Genomic DNA, 18,438 nt, shown 5'->3' on the forward strand with positions numbered 1-18,438 from the left:
AACATTTTCTATTCAAGCAATTTGTGTGGGCACTTACAAAAATTAACAACTTTACGTAAGGAGGTGATCCAGCCCCAGGTTCCCCTAGGGCTACCTTGTTACGACTTCACCCCAGTCATGAACCACACCGTGGTCATCGCCCTCCCGAAGGTTAAGCTAATGACTTCTGGTGCAGCCCACTCCCATGGTGTGACGGGCGGTGTGTACAAGGCCCGGGAACGTATTCACCGTGACATTCTGATTCACGATTACTAGCGATTCCGACTTCATGGGGTCGAGTTGCAGACCCCAATCCGGACTACGACGCACTTTATGGGATTCGCTTACCATCGCTGGTTTGCAGCCCTTTGTATGCGCCATTGTAGCACGTGTGTAGCCCTACTCGTAAGGGCCATGATGACTTGACGTCGTCCCCACCTTCCTCCGGTTTATCACCGGCAGTCTCCTTAGAGTTCCCACCATTACGTGCTGGCAAATAAGGATAAGGGTTGCGCTCGTTGCGGGACTTAACCCAACATTTCACAACACGAGCTGACGACAGCCATGCAGCACCTGTCTCATAGTTCCCGAAGGCACCAATTCATCTCTGAAAAGTTCTATGGATGTCAAGAGTAGGTAAGGTTCTTCGCGTTGCATCGAATTAAACCACATGCTCCACCGCTTGTGCGGGCCCCCGTCAATTCATTTGAGTTTTAACCTTGCGGCCGTACTCCCCAGGCGGTCTACTTAATGCGTTAGCTTAAGAGCCCAGTTCTCAAGGAACCAAACTCCGAGTAGACATCGTTTACGGCGTGGACTACCGGGGTATCTAATCCCGTTTGCTACCCACGCTTTCGCATCTGAGCGTCAGTTACTTGCCAGGTGGCCGCCTTCGCCACTGGTATTCCTTCAGATCTCTACGCATTTCACCGCTACACCTGAAATTCTACCACCCTCTCAAGAACTCTAGTTTGCCAGTTCGAAATGCAGTTCCCAGGTTGAGCCCGGGGCTTTCACATCTCGCTTAACAAACCGCCTGCATGCGCTTTACGCCCAGTAATTCCGATTAACGCTTGCACCCTCCGTATTACCGCGGCTGCTGGCACGGAGTTAGCCGGTGCTTCTTCTGCGAGTAACGTCACAGTAAGCAGTTATTAACTACTTACCTTTCCTCCTCGCTGAAAGTACTTTACAACCCGAAGGCCTTCTTCATACACGCGGTATGGCTGCATCAGAGTTTCCTCCATTGTGCAATATTCCCCACTGCTGCCTCCCGTAGGAGTCTGGACCGTGTCTCAGTTCCAGTGTGGCTGATCATCCTCTCAGACCAGCTAGGGATCGTCGCCTTGGTGAGCTCTTACCTCACCAACAAGCTAATCCCACTTGGGCTCATCTAGTCGCGAGAGCTTTCAAGAAGAGGCCCCCTTTCACCCGTAGGTCGTATGCGGTATTAGCAGTCGTTTCCAACTGTTGTCCCCCTCGACTAGGCAGATTCCCAAGCATTACTCACCCGTCCGCCGCTCGACGCCAGAATAGCAAGCTATTCTTCGTTTCCGCTCGACTTGCATGTGTTAAGCCTACCGCCAGCGTTCAATCTGAGCCATGATCAAACTCTTCAATTAAAGTTTTTTTGACTGATTACCTAAGTAATCAAGTCGGCTCAATGAATTCTGTACTTCAACAACAAACCGAGGTTTGTTGTTTATAAAACCAAATCTTTCGATTTAATTTAATGTTCATAATTACATTGATATAATTTTTGGTCATTATATCTCTGTAAGTACTCACACAGATTGCTTGAATAAATTGTTAAAGAGCGTTGACCTTGACGTCTTGCGTCGTAGTCAGGCTGCGTATTCTACGCAAACCAATTTTGAAGTCAAGCACATATTTATGCTTTATTCCGGAAGCTTAAAAAGTAACCTAAGTCGTTTTTAAACACCTTAACTTAGCGGCTGTTGCCGTGTCAGTGAGGTCGCATTATAGAGATTTCGATCACATTGGCAATGCTTTTTATGCACAGATCTTGATTTAATATCTAACGCCGAAAAAACCAACAATAAAGCCGATTTTAACGATCACGATTCGTACGAACGGTGATTATTACAGCGCTTCTCATTATTTATAATACACAGCTCTCTCATGTCTTTTTAATAAAAACGACACCTCAGCCCCCGTTAATTTAGTAGCAATGAGTAAATTACGCCAATAATAATCAAAATAAATGCACATTAGCCAACCAAAATTAGATCAACAGCAAAAATTAGCGAAGTGACACTGTAAATATTATTGTTACTTAAGCATTACCAATGCACTATTTTTATTTAACGAGGCCATCGATGACTAAAAATAGTGCTCGTTTAATTTATACAGGGCCAAAGTAATCATTCCTACCCGTTATTCTTAATCATCGAGCATGCCAATAACATCATTAATGCTGGCAGATCCCTTTATGCATAGAACAGCAACTATAAGCAAATCCTCAAATACACAAAAACCAGCCGACGGCTGGTTTTTACTATCTTATGTACAGCTAGTGCAGCTTAATTTTATTACTTGTGTCTCTAATTTAATAAGCGGAACGCACCGATCCCTAAATTTCAGACACAAAAAAGCCGATACCATCACTGATATCGGCTCTCTCTAATTTGGCGCTTGGCGATGCCCTACTCTCACATGGGGAAGCCCCACACTACCATCGGCGTTATTACGTTTCACTACTGAGTTCGGAATGGGATCAGGTGGTACCGTAACACTATGGTCACCAAGCAAATCTAGTTTGCTTTCAACTTGAAACACATGGTTTCAATCTTTAAAATCTGAAAAGCTATAAATAAAGAAGTCTTTAAAACATAAAGTGTTCAATCTATTCTTAAGTCGATATTTCAATTAATCATACTTTAATTTGTATGGTTAAGCCTCACGGGTAATTAGTACAAGTTAGCTCAATGCCTCACAGCACTTACACACCTTGCCTATCAACGTTGTAGTCTCCAACGGCCCTTCAGGGGACTTAAAGTCCCAGTGAGAACTCATCTCGAGGCCTGCTTCCCGCTTAGATGCTTTCAGCGGTTATCAGTTCCGAACTTAGCTACCGGGCAATGCTATTGGCATAACAACCCGAACACCAGTGGTTCGTCCACTCCGGTCCTCTCGTACTAGGAGCAGCTCCTCTCAATTCTCAAACGCCCACGGCAGATAGGGACCGAACTGTCTCACGACGTTCTAAACCCAGCTCGCGTACCACTTTAAATGGCGAACAGCCATACCCTTGGGACCAACTTCAGCCCCAGGATGTGATGAGCCGACATCGAGGTGCCAAACACCGCCGTCGATATGAACTCTTGGGCGGTATCAGCCTGTTATCCCCGGAGTACCTTTTATCCGTTGAGCGATGGCCCTTCCATTCAGAACCACCGGATCACTAAGACCTACTTTCGTACCTGCTCGACGTGTCTGTCTCGCAGTTAAGCTGGCTTATGCCTTTGCACTAACCACATGATGTCCAACCATGTTTAGCCAACCTTCGTGCTCCTCCGTTACTCTTTGGGAGGAGACCGCCCCAGTCAAACTACCCACCAGACACTGTCCGCAACCCCGATAAGGGGCCTACGTTAGAACATCAAACGTACAAGGGTGGTATTTCAAGATAGACTCCACATCATCTAGCGACAATGTTTCACAGTCTCCCACCTATCCTACACATGTAGGTTCAATGTTCAGTGCCAAGCTATAGTAAAGGTTCACGGGGTCTTTCCGTCTAGCCGCGGGTACACTGCATCTTAACAGCGATTTCAATTTCACTGAGTCTCGGGTGGAGACAGCGTGGCCATCATTACGCCATTCGTGCAGGTCGGAACTTACCCGACAAGGAATTTCGCTACCTTAGGACCGTTATAGTTACGGCCGCCGTTTACCGGGGCTTCGATCATGAGCTTCGACCTAAGTCTAACCCAATCAATTAACCTTCCGGCACCGGGCAGGCGTCACACCGTATACGTCATCTTTCGATTTTGCACAGTGCTGTGTTTTTAATAAACAGTTGCAGCCACCATTTCTCTGCGACCAACAATAGCTTACGGAGCAAGTCCTTCACCATCATTGGCGTACCTTCTCCCGAAGTTACGGTACCATTTTGCCTAGTTCCTTCACCCGAGTTCTCTCAAGCGCCTTAGTATTCTCTACCTAACCACCTGTGTCGGTTTGGGGTACGATTCTCTTATATCTGAAGCTTAGAGGTTTTTCCTGGAAGCCGGGTATCAACTACTTCATCTCCGTAGAGACTCGTCATCAGTTCTCAGCCTTAATGTATTCCCGGATTTGCCTAAGAATACAGCCTACAACCTTAAACATGGACAACCATCGCCATGCTAGCCTAACCTTCTCCGTCACCCCATCGCAATATAAGTGAGTACTGGAATATTAACCAGTTTCCCATCGACTACGCCTTTCGGCCTCGCCTTAGGGGTCGACTCACCCTGCCCCGATTAACGTTGGACAGGAACCCTTGGTCTTTCGGCGTGGAGGTTTTTCACCCCCATTATCGTTACTCATGTCAACATTCGCACTTCTGATACCTCCAGCAAGCTTCTCAACTCACCTTCAACGGCTTACAGAACGCTCCTCTACCATGCAAGAACAAGTCTTGCATCCGTAGCTTCGGTGGTATGTTTAGCCCCGTTAAATCTTCCGCGCAGACCGACTCGACCAGTGAGCTATTACGCTTTCTTTAAAAGATGGCTGCTTCTAAGCCAACTTCCTGGCTGTCTGAGCCTTTCCACATCGTTTCCCACTTAACATACACTTTGGGACCTTAGCTGACGGTCTGGGTTGTTTCCCTTTCCACGACGGACGTTAGCACCCGCCGTGTGTCTCCCGCGATTGAACTTATTGGTATTCGGAGTTTGCAAAGGGTTGGTAAGTCGGGATGACCCCCTAGCCTTAACAGTGCTCTACCCCCAATAGTTAGACGCGAGGCGCTACCTAAATAGCTTTCGAGGAGAACCAGCTATCTCCCGGTTTGATTGGCCTTTCACCCCCAGCCACAAGTCATCCGCTAATTTTTCAACATTAGTCGGTTCGGTCCTCCAGTTGATGTTACTCAACCTTCAACCTGCCCATGGCTAGATCACCGGGTTTCGGGTCTAATCCCAGCAACTATTCGCGCAGTTAACACTCGGTTTCCCTACGGCTCCGCTATTCGCTTAACCTTGCTACTGAAATTAAGTCGTTGACCCATTATACAAAAGGTACGCAGTCACAGAACAAGTCTGCTCCCACTGCTTGTACGTATACGGTTTCAGGTTCTATTTCACTCCCCTCACAGGGGTTCTTTTCGCCTTTCCCTCACGGTACTGGTTCACTATCGGTCAGTCAGTAGTATTTAGCCTTGGAAGATGGTCCTCCCATATTCAAACAGCATATCACGTGTGCCGTCCTACTCGATTTCACAGTAAGGTCGTTTTCATGTACGGGACTATCACCCTGTATCGTGAAACTTTCCAGAATCTTCCACTAACTTCCAAACTGCTTAAGGGCTAGACCCCGTTCGCTCGCCGCTACTAAGGGTATCTCTATTGATTTCTTTTCCTCGGGGTACTTAGATGTTTCAGTTCTCCCGGTTCGCTTCGTAACGCTATGTATTCACGTTACGATACTCTACAAAGTAGAGTGGGTTCCCCCATTCGGAAATCTGTGGATTAACGCTTTTTATCAACTCCCCACAGCTTAACGCAGATTAACACGTCCTTCATCGCCTCTGACTGCCTAGGCATCCACCGTATACGCTTAGTCACTTAACCATACAATCTAAAGTCGACCGTACAATTGAAATAACTAGGTATTATCTAGTTTTTTTCGCCTCAAGAATACTCAAGAACACTATATTGTTATTACCTAAGTAATAACGTGTTTTAAGAACTTCTTTATTTATTCAGCTTTCCAAATTTTTAAAGAGCAATTTGCTAAAAAGCAAAGATAAGCGTTGCTTATCTTTACTCTCTAACGTCTTTAACATTTTCTATTCAAGCAATTTGTGTGGGCACTTACAAAAATTAACAACTTTACGTAAGGAGGTGATCCAGCCCCAGGTTCCCCTAGGGCTACCTTGTTACGACTTCACCCCAGTCATGAACCACACCGTGGTCATCGCCCTCCCGAAGGTTAAGCTAATGACTTCTGGTGCAGCCCACTCCCATGGTGTGACGGGCGGTGTGTACAAGGCCCGGGAACGTATTCACCGTGACATTCTGATTCACGATTACTAGCGATTCCGACTTCATGGGGTCGAGTTGCAGACCCCAATCCGGACTACGACGCACTTTATGGGATTCGCTTACCATCGCTGGTTTGCAGCCCTTTGTATGCGCCATTGTAGCACGTGTGTAGCCCTACTCGTAAGGGCCATGATGACTTGACGTCGTCCCCACCTTCCTCCGGTTTATCACCGGCAGTCTCCTTAGAGTTCCCACCATTACGTGCTGGCAAATAAGGATAAGGGTTGCGCTCGTTGCGGGACTTAACCCAACATTTCACAACACGAGCTGACGACAGCCATGCAGCACCTGTCTCATAGTTCCCGAAGGCACCAATTCATCTCTGAAAAGTTCTATGGATGTCAAGAGTAGGTAAGGTTCTTCGCGTTGCATCGAATTAAACCACATGCTCCACCGCTTGTGCGGGCCCCCGTCAATTCATTTGAGTTTTAACCTTGCGGCCGTACTCCCCAGGCGGTCTACTTAATGCGTTAGCTTAAGAGCCCAGTTCTCAAGGAACCAAACTCCGAGTAGACATCGTTTACGGCGTGGACTACCGGGGTATCTAATCCCGTTTGCTACCCACGCTTTCGCATCTGAGCGTCAGTTACTTGCCAGGTGGCCGCCTTCGCCACTGGTATTCCTTCAGATCTCTACGCATTTCACCGCTACACCTGAAATTCTACCACCCTCTCAAGAACTCTAGTTTGCCAGTTCGAAATGCAGTTCCCAGGTTGAGCCCGGGGCTTTCACATCTCGCTTAACAAACCGCCTGCATGCGCTTTACGCCCAGTAATTCCGATTAACGCTTGCACCCTCCGTATTACCGCGGCTGCTGGCACGGAGTTAGCCGGTGCTTCTTCTGCGAGTAACGTCACAGTAAGCAGTTATTAACTACTTACCTTTCCTCCTCGCTGAAAGTACTTTACAACCCGAAGGCCTTCTTCATACACGCGGTATGGCTGCATCAGAGTTTCCTCCATTGTGCAATATTCCCCACTGCTGCCTCCCGTAGGAGTCTGGACCGTGTCTCAGTTCCAGTGTGGCTGATCATCCTCTCAGACCAGCTAGGGATCGTCGCCTTGGTGAGCTCTTACCTCACCAACAAGCTAATCCCACTTGGGCTCATCTAGTCGCGAGAGCTTTCAAGAAGAGGCCCCCTTTCACCCGTAGGTCGTATGCGGTATTAGCAGTCGTTTCCAACTGTTGTCCCCCTCGACTAGGCAGATTCCCAAGCATTACTCACCCGTCCGCCGCTCGACGCCAGAATAGCAAGCTATTCTTCGTTTCCGCTCGACTTGCATGTGTTAAGCCTACCGCCAGCGTTCAATCTGAGCCATGATCAAACTCTTCAATTAAAGTTTTTTTGACTGATTACCTAAGTAATCAAGTCGGCTCAATGAATTCTGTACTTCAACAACAAACCGAGGTTTGTTGTTTATAAAACCAAATCTTTCGATTTAATTTAATGTTCATAATTACATTGATATAATTTTTGGTCATTATATCTCTGTAAGTACTCACACAGATTGCTTGAATAAATTGTTAAAGAGCGTTGACCTTGACGTCTTGCGTCGTAGTCAGGCTGCGTATTCTACGCAAACCAATTTTGAAGTCAAGCACATATTTATGCTTTATTCCGGAAGCTTAAAAAGTAACCTAAGTCGTTTTTAAACACCTTAACTTAGCGGCTGTTGCCGTGTCAGTGAGGTCGCATTATAGAGATTTCGATCACATTGGCAATGCTTTTTATGCACAGATCTTGATTTAATATCTAACGCCGAAAAAACCAACAATAAAGCCGATTTTAACGATCACGATTCGTACGAACGGTGATTATTACAGCGCTTCTCATTATTTATAATACACAGCTCTCTCATGTCTTTTTAATAAAAACGACACCTCAGCCCCCGTTAATTTAGTAGCAATGAGTAAATTACGCCAATAATAATCAAAATAAATGCACATTAGCCAACCAAAATTAGATCAACAGCAAAAATTAGCGAAGTGACACTGTAAATATTATTGTTACTTAAGCATTACCAATGCACTATTTTTATTTAACGAGGCCATCGATGACTAAAAATAGTGCTCGTTTAATTTATACAGGGCCAAAGTAATCATTCCTACCCGTTATTCTTAATCATCGAGCATGCCAATAACATCATTAATGCTGGCAGATCCCTTTATGCATAGAACAGCAACTATAAGCAAATCCTCAAATACACAAAAACCAGCCGACGGCTGGTTTTTACTATCTTATGTACAGCTAGTGCAGCTTAATTTTATTACTTGTGTCTCTAATTTAATAAGCGGAACGCACCGATCCCTAAATTTCAGACACAAAAAAGCCGATACCATCACTGATATCGGCTCTCTCTAATTTGGCGCTTGGCGATGCCCTACTCTCACATGGGGAAGCCCCACACTACCATCGGCGTTATTACGTTTCACTACTGAGTTCGGAATGGGATCAGGTGGTACCGTAACACTATGGTCACCAAGCAAATCTAGTTTGCTTTCAACTTGAAACACATGGTTTCAATCTTTAAAATCTGAAAAGCTATAAATAAAGAAGTCTTTAAAACATAAAGTGTTCAATCTATTCTTAAGTCGATATTTCAATTAATCATACTTTAATTTGTATGGTTAAGCCTCACGGGTAATTAGTACAAGTTAGCTCAATGCCTCACAGCACTTACACACCTTGCCTATCAACGTTGTAGTCTCCAACGGCCCTTCAGGGGACTTAAAGTCCCAGTGAGAACTCATCTCGAGGCCTGCTTCCCGCTTAGATGCTTTCAGCGGTTATCAGTTCCGAACTTAGCTACCGGGCAATGCTATTGGCATAACAACCCGAACACCAGTGGTTCGTCCACTCCGGTCCTCTCGTACTAGGAGCAGCTCCTCTCAATTCTCAAACGCCCACGGCAGATAGGGACCGAACTGTCTCACGACGTTCTAAACCCAGCTCGCGTACCACTTTAAATGGCGAACAGCCATACCCTTGGGACCAACTTCAGCCCCAGGATGTGATGAGCCGACATCGAGGTGCCAAACACCGCCGTCGATATGAACTCTTGGGCGGTATCAGCCTGTTATCCCCGGAGTACCTTTTATCCGTTGAGCGATGGCCCTTCCATTCAGAACCACCGGATCACTAAGACCTACTTTCGTACCTGCTCGACGTGTCTGTCTCGCAGTTAAGCTGGCTTATGCCTTTGCACTAACCACATGATGTCCAACCATGTTTAGCCAACCTTCGTGCTCCTCCGTTACTCTTTGGGAGGAGACCGCCCCAGTCAAACTACCCACCAGACACTGTCCGCAACCCCGATAAGGGGCCTACGTTAGAACATCAAACGTACAAGGGTGGTATTTCAAGATAGACTCCACATCATCTAGCGACAATGTTTCACAGTCTCCCACCTATCCTACACATGTAGGTTCAATGTTCAGTGCCAAGCTATAGTAAAGGTTCACGGGGTCTTTCCGTCTAGCCGCGGGTACACTGCATCTTAACAGCGATTTCAATTTCACTGAGTCTCGGGTGGAGACAGCGTGGCCATCATTACGCCATTCGTGCAGGTCGGAACTTACCCGACAAGGAATTTCGCTACCTTAGGACCGTTATAGTTACGGCCGCCGTTTACCGGGGCTTCGATCATGAGCTTCGACCTAAGTCTAACCCAATCAATTAACCTTCCGGCACCGGGCAGGCGTCACACCGTATACGTCATCTTTCGATTTTGCACAGTGCTGTGTTTTTAATAAACAGTTGCAGCCACCATTTCTCTGCGACCAACAATAGCTTACGGAGCAAGTCCTTCACCATCATTGGCGTACCTTCTCCCGAAGTTACGGTACCATTTTGCCTAGTTCCTTCACCCGAGTTCTCTCAAGCGCCTTAGTATTCTCTACCTAACCACCTGTGTCGGTTTGGGGTACGATTCTCTTATATCTGAAGCTTAGAGGTTTTTCCTGGAAGCCGGGTATCAACTACTTCATCTCCGTAGAGACTCGTCATCAGTTCTCAGCCTTAATGTATTCCCGGATTTGCCTAAGAATACAGCCTACAACCTTAAACATGGACAACCATCGCCATGCTAGCCTAACCTTCTCCGTCACCCCATCGCAATATAAGTGAGTACTGGAATATTAACCAGTTTCCCATCGACTACGCCTTTCGGCCTCGCCTTAGGGGTCGACTCACCCTGCCCCGATTAACGTTGGACAGGAACCCTTGGTCTTTCGGCGTGGAGGTTTTTCACCCCCATTATCGTTACTCATGTCAACATTCGCACTTCTGATACCTCCAGCAAGCTTCTCAACTCACCTTCAACGGCTTACAGAACGCTCCTCTACCATGCAAGAACAAGTCTTGCATCCGTAGCTTCGGTGGTATGTTTAGCCCCGTTAAATCTTCCGCGCAGACCGACTCGACCAGTGAGCTATTACGCTTTCTTTAAAAGATGGCTGCTTCTAAGCCAACTTCCTGGCTGTCTGAGCCTTTCCACATCGTTTCCCACTTAACATACACTTTGGGACCTTAGCTGACGGTCTGGGTTGTTTCCCTTTCCACGACGGACGTTAGCACCCGCCGTGTGTCTCCCGCGATTGAACTTATTGGTATTCGGAGTTTGCAAAGGGTTGGTAAGTCGGGATGACCCCCTAGCCTTAACAGTGCTCTACCCCCAATAGTTAGACGCGAGGCGCTACCTAAATAGCTTTCGAGGAGAACCAGCTATCTCCCGGTTTGATTGGCCTTTCACCCCCAGCCACAAGTCATCCGCTAATTTTTCAACATTAGTCGGTTCGGTCCTCCAGTTGATGTTACTCAACCTTCAACCTGCCCATGGCTAGATCACCGGGTTTCGGGTCTAATCCCAGCAACTATTCGCGCAGTTAACACTCGGTTTCCCTACGGCTCCGCTATTCGCTTAACCTTGCTACTGAAATTAAGTCGTTGACCCATTATACAAAAGGTACGCAGTCACAGAACAAGTCTGCTCCCACTGCTTGTACGTATACGGTTTCAGGTTCTATTTCACTCCCCTCACAGGGGTTCTTTTCGCCTTTCCCTCACGGTACTGGTTCACTATCGGTCAGTCAGTAGTATTTAGCCTTGGAAGATGGTCCTCCCATATTCAAACAGCATATCACGTGTGCCGTCCTACTCGATTTCACAGTAAGGTCGTTTTCATGTACGGGACTATCACCCTGTATCGTGAAACTTTCCAGAATCTTCCACTAACTTCCAAACTGCTTAAGGGCTAGACCCCGTTCGCTCGCCGCTACTAAGGGTATCTCTATTGATTTCTTTTCCTCGGGGTACTTAGATGTTTCAGTTCTCCCGGTTCGCTTCGTAACGCTATGTATTCACGTTACGATACTCTACAAAGTAGAGTGGGTTCCCCCATTCGGAAATCTGTGGATTAACGCTTTTTATCAACTCCCCACAGCTTAACGCAGATTAACACGTCCTTCATCGCCTCTGACTGCCTAGGCATCCACCGTATACGCTTAGTCACTTAACCATACAATCTAAAGTCGACCGTACAATTGAAATAACTAGGTATTATCTAGTTTTTTTCGCCTCAAGAATACTCAAGAACACTATATTGTTATTGCCGAAGCAATAACGTGTTTTAAGAACTTCTTTATTTATTCAGCTTTCCAAATTTTTAAAGAGCAATTTGCTAAAAAGCAAAGATAAGTAGTAATACTTAGCTTTGATTTTTAATCAGAAAGAAAAGTGGTATCCCGTACGAGATTTGAACTCGTGTTACCGCCGTGAAAGGGCGGTGTCCTAGGCCTCTAGACGAACGGGACACAATTTACTTTCGACGTTTGGATTTCATCCCAAACGTTGTCTTTAACGTTTCTATTCAAGCAATTTGTGTGGGCACTTACAAAAATTAACAACTTTACGTAAGGAGGTGATCCAGCCCCAGGTTCCCCTAGGGCTACCTTGTTACGACTTCACCCCAGTCATGAACCACACCGTGGTCATCGCCCTCCCGAAGGTTAAGCTAATGACTTCTGGTGCAGCCCACTCCCATGGTGTGACGGGCGGTGTGTACAAGGCCCGGGAACGTATTCACCGTGACATTCTGATTCACGATTACTAGCGATTCCGACTTCATGGGGTCGAGTTGCAGACCCCAATCCGGACTACGACGCACTTTATGGGATTCGCTTACCATCGCTGGTTTGCAGCCCTTTGTATGCGCCATTGTAGCACGTGTGTAGCCCTACTCGTAAGGGCCATGATGACTTGACGTCGTCCCCACCTTCCTCCGGTTTATCACCGGCAGTCTCCTTAGAGTTCCCACCATTACGTGCTGGCAAATAAGGATAAGGGTTGCGCTCGTTGCGGGACTTAACCCAACATTTCACAACACGAGCTGACGACAGCCATGCAGCACCTGTCTCATAGTTCCCGAAGGCACCAATTCATCTCTGAAAAGTTCTATGGATGTCAAGAGTAGGTAAGGTTCTTCGCGTTGCATCGAATTAAACCACATGCTCCACCGCTTGTGCGGGCCCCCGTCAATTCATTTGAGTTTTAACCTTGCGGCCGTACTCCCCAGGCGGTCTACTTAATGCGTTAGCTTAAGAGCCCAGTTCTCAAGGAACCAAACTCCGAGTAGACATCGTTTACGGCGTGGACTACCGGGGTATCTAATCCCGTTTGCTACCCACGCTTTCGCATCTGAGCGTCAGTTACTTGCCAGGTGGCCGCCTTCGCCACTGGTATTCCTTCAGATCTCTACGCATTTCACCGCTACACCTGAAATTCTACCACCCTCTCAAGAACTCTAGTTTGCCAGTTCGAAATGCAGTTCCCAGGTTGAGCCCGGGGCTTTCACATCTCGCTTAACAAACCGCCTGCATGCGCTTTACGCCCAGTAATTCCGATTAACGCTTGCACCCTCCGTATTACCGCGGCTGCTGGCACGGAGTTAGCCGGTGCTTCTTCTGCGAGTAACGTCACAGTAAGCAGTTATTAACTACTTACCTTTCCTCCTCGCTGAAAGTACTTTACAACCCGAAGGCCTTCTTCATACACGCGGTATGGCTGCATCAGAGTTTCCTCCATTGTGCAATATTCCCCACTGCTGCCTCCCGTAGGAGTCTGGACCGTGTCTCAGTTCCAGTGTGGCTGATCATCCTCTCAGACCAGCTAGGGATCGTCGCCTTGGTGAGCTCTTACCTCACCAACAAGCTAATCCCACTTGGGCTCATCTAGTCGCGAGAGCTTTCAAGAAGAGGCCCCCTTTCACCCGTAGGTCGTATGCGGTATTAGCAGTCGTTTCCAACTGTTGTCCCCCTCGACTAGGCAGATTCCCAAGCATTACTCACCCGTCCGCCGCTCGACGCCAGAATAGCAAGCTATTCTTCGTTTCCGCTCGACTTGCATGTGTTAAGCCTACCGCCAGCGTTCAATCTGAGCCATGATCAAACTCTTCAATTAAAGTTTTTTTGACTGATTACCTAAGTAATCAAGTCGGCTCAATGAATTCTGTACTTCAACAACAAACCGAAGCTTGTTGTTTATAAAACCAAATCTTTCGATTTAATTTAATGTTCATAATTACATTGATATAATTTTTGGTCATTATATCTCTGTAAGTACTCACACAGATTGCTTGAATAAATTGTTAAAGAACATACTGAACGACTATTGCCGTGTCAGTGAGGCGCCATTATAGGGAACTGACGTTTATTGACAAGCCTTAATGATGAAATATGTAAAACAAAAACCAGTTCGAACAAAAAACAGACAAACAAGGTGACATAACGAAATATCGTATAATATTCGAGCTGAAGTACTTATGGATAAGCCATATTTGCATGATGAGATAACTAGTATTGTCTGTTTATAACGATACAATAATCCTAAAGAAGGAGATTAATTCAATGACTGAACTTAAAAATCAAATTATCGCAGAAATGAAAGTTAAACCGAGTATTGATGTCGCTTATGAGATCCGTAGCCGCATTGATTTTATCAAACAGCAATTAACAAACTCTGGATTAACGAGTTTAGTCCTAGGGATTAGTGGTGGTGTTGATTCATCAGCTTGTGGGCGCCTTTGCCAACTCGCAATTGAAGAGCTAAATTCAGATCATAATAGTGATGACTATAACTTTATTGCCGTTCGCTTACCTTATTCTGTTCAAGCTGATGAAGATGATGCGCAAAAAGCACTGAGTTTTATTAATCCAAAAACATCTGTCACGGTAAACATCCAATCTGGCGCAGATAGTATTCACACAGAAGTACTAAAATCTGTTAAAGATGCAGACTTACCAGAAACAACAGCATTTAACCAAGATTTTAATAAAGGTAATGTAAAAGCTAGAATGCGTATGATTGCCCAGTATGAGATAGCAGGGTTATACCGCGGTCTAGTACCAGGTACAGATCATAGTGCTGAAAATATTTCAGGTTTCTTTACGAAGCACGGTGACGGAGCTTGTGATTTAGCGCCTTTATTTGGTTTAAATAAACGCCAAGTTCGAGCATTAGCAGAATATTTAGGTGCTCCTCAAGATGTTTATCAAAAAATACCAACTGCAGATTTAGAAGAAGATCGTCCACAGCTGGAAGATGAAATAGCGCTTGGCGTTACTTACGATCAAATCGATGACTTTTTAGAAGGTAGAGATATTGATATGAGTGCAGAAGCTAAAATTATAGATACATATAATAAGACGATACATAAACGTAATGCGATACCAACACCCGCTTGCTAATATCGTATTTATTAAATAAAAAAGCAGAGATATTCTATCTCTGCTTTTTCTTAATCTAAATAAAATTTATTTTTTAATTTTAACGGGTTTTGGCCAATTTTTAATATGACGTTGCTTAACACGTGTAATAACAAGTTCATCAGCAGCGACATCTTTTGCAATAGTTGAACCGGCACCAACAGTGGCATTTTTACCAATCGTAACGGGCGCAATTAATTGGCTATCAGAGCCAATAAATGCACCATCTTCAATAACCGTCTGAAATTTATTTACGCCATCATAGTTACAAGTAATAGTACCAGCGCCAATATTTACTTTTGCACCAATAACACTATCACCTAAATACGCAAGATGACCAGCTTTAGAACCTTTGCCTAATGTCGTTTTCTTCAACTCAACAAAATTACCAACATGTGCATCATCTTCTAATACCGTGTCAGGACGTAAACGGGCAAATGGACCGGCACTACAATCAACACCAATAACCGCTGATTCAATGATCGAATTTGGTTTAATCTCAGAGTTCTCACCAATATGACAATCTTTTAAAATACAGTTTGCACCGATAGTTACACCGCTACCAATCGTCACTTGACCTTCAATGATCACATTGATATCAAAAGTTACATCATTACCAACTGTCACTTCACCACGTAAATCGAAACGACGCGGATCCAACATCGTCACGCCTTGTTCCATTAATTTGTATGCTTGTAACTCTTGATATGCACGCTCAAGTTCAGCCAGTTGCATGCGATTATTTACGCCTTCAACTTCGATATTAGCAATTGGATGAACAGCGTTAATTTTGCGACCAGCTTTATGTGCAAGTGCAATAACATCCGTTAAGTAGTATTCAGCTTGGGCATTGTTATTATCTAACAGAGATAACCAGTGTTGAAAATCGGCACCGTTAGCAACTAAGATACCAGAGTTTACTTCGTTAATTTTAAGCTCTTCTGCCGATGCATCTTTTTGCTCGACAATACCAACAACAGTCTCACCATCACGAACAATACGGCCATAACCCATCGGGTTATCTAGTTTAACAGTAAGTAAACCAATGCCACCTTCAGGCTGTGACAGGCATAAATGAGTCAGTGTTTCTTGGCTAATTAATGGCACATCGCCATAAAGAACGAGTACTTGCTCATCGGCTTTAAATTGATCGGCCGCTTGCTGTACTGCATGCCCAGTACCAAGTTGTTCTGCTTGTAAAACCCAATCTAATTTATCGTCTTTAATTCGAGACTTCAGTAACTCAGCACCATGACCATAGACGAGATGGATGTCGTTAACATCTAACTGTTTAACGGTATCAATAACGTGCTGAACCATTGGTTTTTTAGCGATTGGGTGAAGAACTTTAGGAAGATCTGAACGCATGCGCGTTCCTTTACCTGCGGCAAGAATAACAACACTAATAGGCATAATGGGCTCTTATCTGAAAGATGGTATTTAAAATATAAATAGAATGTTCAGATTATAGGTAATTATTAGGTTTAACAATATGAATTGTGTATTAAAGATATAAAAAAAGCGACCCTAAGGTCGCTTTTTTGACAACTAAACGTGTTCAGCTAAAAATTCAAACTAGTTGAATTTTTTAACCAATTTAAGCACGCGAAGTTGAGCAATTGCATCAGCCAATTGATTCGCTACTTTAACATAATCTACATCTTGGTTCGTTGCAGTATTATTAAGTAGTTCTTCAGCTTGTCTTTTGGCTTCTTGCGCTTTGGCTAAATCTAGATCTTCTGCACGAATCGCAGTATCAGCCAGCACGGTAACTTCGCCAGGTTGTACTTCACAAGTACCACCTGAAACGAAAATAACTTCTTCTTCACCGTGTTGTTTAACCAAGCGCACCATGCCAGGTACTATTCCAGTTAATAGTGGTGTATGTCCAGCTAAAATGCCGAACTCACCGCCAGTACCGGTAACTTGAATGCTTTCAGCACGCCCAGAAAATAAAACACCTTCTGCGCTTACTACATTCAAATCAAAAGTCATAGCCATAGTGCCCTCGCTTAGTTACATTTTCTTCGCAGCTTCAACAGCATCGTCGATAGAACCACAATACATGAATGCTTGCTCAGGAAGATCATCGTAATCACCCTCTAACAGACCTTTAAAGCCTCGTAGAGTTTCTTTTAATGATACTAGAACACCTGGGTCACCAGTAAATACTTCAGCAACATGGTATGGCTGAGTTAAGAAACGTTGGATCTTACGAGCACGAGATACGATTTGCTTATCTTCTTCAGATAGCTCATCCATACCTAGGATCGCAATAATGTCTTTTAACTCAGTATAACGCTGTAGTACACCTTGAACGCCACGAGCGATGTCGTAATGTTCTTGACCAACTACTAGAGGATCTAACTGACGAGAAGTAGAATCTAGTGGGTCGATCGCAGGGTACATACCCATTGAAGCAATGTTACGGTTCAGTACAACTGTTGCATCTAAGTGAGCAAATGTTGTAGCTGGAGATGGATCCGTTAAATCATCCGCAGGTACGTATACCGCTTGGATAGATGTAATTGAACCATGCTTAGTCGAAGTAATACGTTCTTGTAGGATACCCATTTCTTCAGCTAGTGTAGGCTGGTAGCCTACCGCTGATGGCATACGACCTAGAAGTGCAGATACTTCAGTTCCCGCAAGTGTATAACGATAGATGTTATCGATGAATAGTAATACATCTTTACCTTCGTCACGGAAGCGTTCAGCCATTGATAAGCCAGTCAAAGCAACACGTAAACGGTTACCTGGAGGCTCATTCATTTGACCGTAAACCATTGCTACTTTATCAAGTACGCCGGCTTCTTCCATCTCGTAGTAGAAATCGTTACCTTCACGAGTACGCTCACCAACACCAGCAAACACAGATAAACCTGAGTGAGCTTTAGCGATGTTGTTGATCAGTTCCATCATGTTTACGGTTTTACCAACACCGGCACCACCGAATAGACCGACTTTACCACCTTTAGCAAATGGGCAAATCAGATCGATAACTTTAACACCTGTTTCTAGCAATTCGCTAGAAAGTGACTGCTCTTCATAAGAAGGAGCTGTACGGTGAATTTCGTAACGCGTATCTGTTGGGATAGCGCCTTTACCGTCAATTGGAGTACCAAGAACGTTTACAATACGACCAAGACATTCGTCACCAACAGGCACGCTAATTGCGCTACCAGTGTTAGTTACTTTAAGGCCTCGGCGTAAGCCGTCACTTGAACCCATAACGATACAACGAACAACACCACCACCAATTTGTTGCTGAACTTCTAGCACCAATTCAGATAGGTTAGCGTCGTCAAACGTCAGTGCATCGTACACTTGAGGTACGGATTGCTGTGGAAACTCAACGTCCACAACAGCACCGATGATCTGGACAATAATACCAGTACTCATTTTAAATCCTCTAAACTTTACA

General features: G+C 45.1%; 4 protein-coding genes, 1 tRNA gene and 7 rRNA genes. 1 reads left to right on the forward strand and 11 read right to left on the reverse strand.

The window, feature by feature from the left end; genetic code table 11:
- Positions 1–56: 56 nt before the first annotated feature.
- The 8 genes from HWV00_RS20620 to HWV00_RS20655 form a co-directional block, all read right to left on the reverse strand.
- A 16S ribosomal RNA gene (locus HWV00_RS20620) occupies positions 57–1,601 on the reverse strand.
- 1,031 nt (positions 1,602–2,632) lie between these two features.
- Positions 2,633–2,748 (reverse strand): 5S ribosomal RNA (rrf, locus tag HWV00_RS20625).
- 140 nt (positions 2,749–2,888) lie between these two features.
- A 23S ribosomal RNA gene (locus HWV00_RS20630) occupies positions 2,889–5,780 on the reverse strand.
- A gap of 266 nt (positions 5,781–6,046) precedes the next feature.
- Positions 6,047–7,591, reverse strand: a 16S ribosomal RNA gene (locus HWV00_RS20635).
- A 1,031-nt stretch (positions 7,592–8,622) separates the two neighbouring features.
- Positions 8,623–8,738 (reverse strand): 5S ribosomal RNA (gene rrf / locus HWV00_RS20640).
- Positions 8,739–8,878: 140 nt separating this feature from the next.
- Positions 8,879–11,770 (reverse strand): 23S ribosomal RNA (locus HWV00_RS20645).
- Positions 11,771–11,989: 219 nt separating this feature from the next.
- A tRNA-Glu gene (locus HWV00_RS20650) sits at positions 11,990–12,065 on the reverse strand.
- 100 nt (positions 12,066–12,165) lie between these two features.
- Positions 12,166–13,710, reverse strand: a 16S ribosomal RNA gene (locus tag HWV00_RS20655).
- The 16S, 23S and 5S rRNA genes sit together here with 1 tRNA gene alongside, the layout of an rRNA operon.
- 446 nt (positions 13,711–14,156) lie before the next feature.
- On the opposite strand from HWV00_RS20655, the gene nadE reads away from it, so the two are divergent.
- On the forward strand, positions 14,157–14,996 hold the full coding sequence (gene nadE / locus HWV00_RS20660) for an ammonia-dependent NAD(+) synthetase (protein WP_211684135.1): 840 nt from the start codon (positions 14,157–14,159) through the stop codon (positions 14,994–14,996).
- 66 nt (positions 14,997–15,062) lie between these two features.
- Here the strand turns inward: nadE and glmU are convergent, their stop codons facing one another.
- From glmU to atpD, 3 genes are all read right to left on the reverse strand, one after another.
- Positions 15,063–16,427, reverse strand: a complete 1,365-nt coding sequence (gene glmU / locus HWV00_RS20665; protein ID WP_211684136.1) for a bifunctional UDP-N-acetylglucosamine diphosphorylase/glucosamine-1-phosphate N-acetyltransferase GlmU — start codon at positions 16,425–16,427, stop codon at positions 15,063–15,065.
- A 162-nt stretch (positions 16,428–16,589) separates the two neighbouring features.
- Positions 16,590–17,015 carry a F0F1 ATP synthase subunit epsilon gene (locus HWV00_RS20670; protein ID WP_211684137.1) on the reverse strand — a complete coding sequence of 142 codons (426 nt, stop codon included), beginning with the start codon at positions 17,013–17,015 and terminating at the stop codon, positions 16,590–16,592.
- 15 nt (positions 17,016–17,030) lie between these two features.
- Positions 17,031–18,416, reverse strand: coding sequence for a F0F1 ATP synthase subunit beta (gene atpD, locus HWV00_RS20675; protein WP_211684138.1), 1,386 nt, complete (start codon positions 18,414–18,416; stop codon positions 17,031–17,033).
- Positions 18,417–18,438 lie beyond the last annotated feature (22 nt).

The sequence above is a fragment of the Moritella sp. 24 genome (genome assembly GCF_018219155.1).
Classification (GTDB): domain Bacteria; phylum Pseudomonadota; class Gammaproteobacteria; order Enterobacterales; family Moritellaceae; genus Moritella.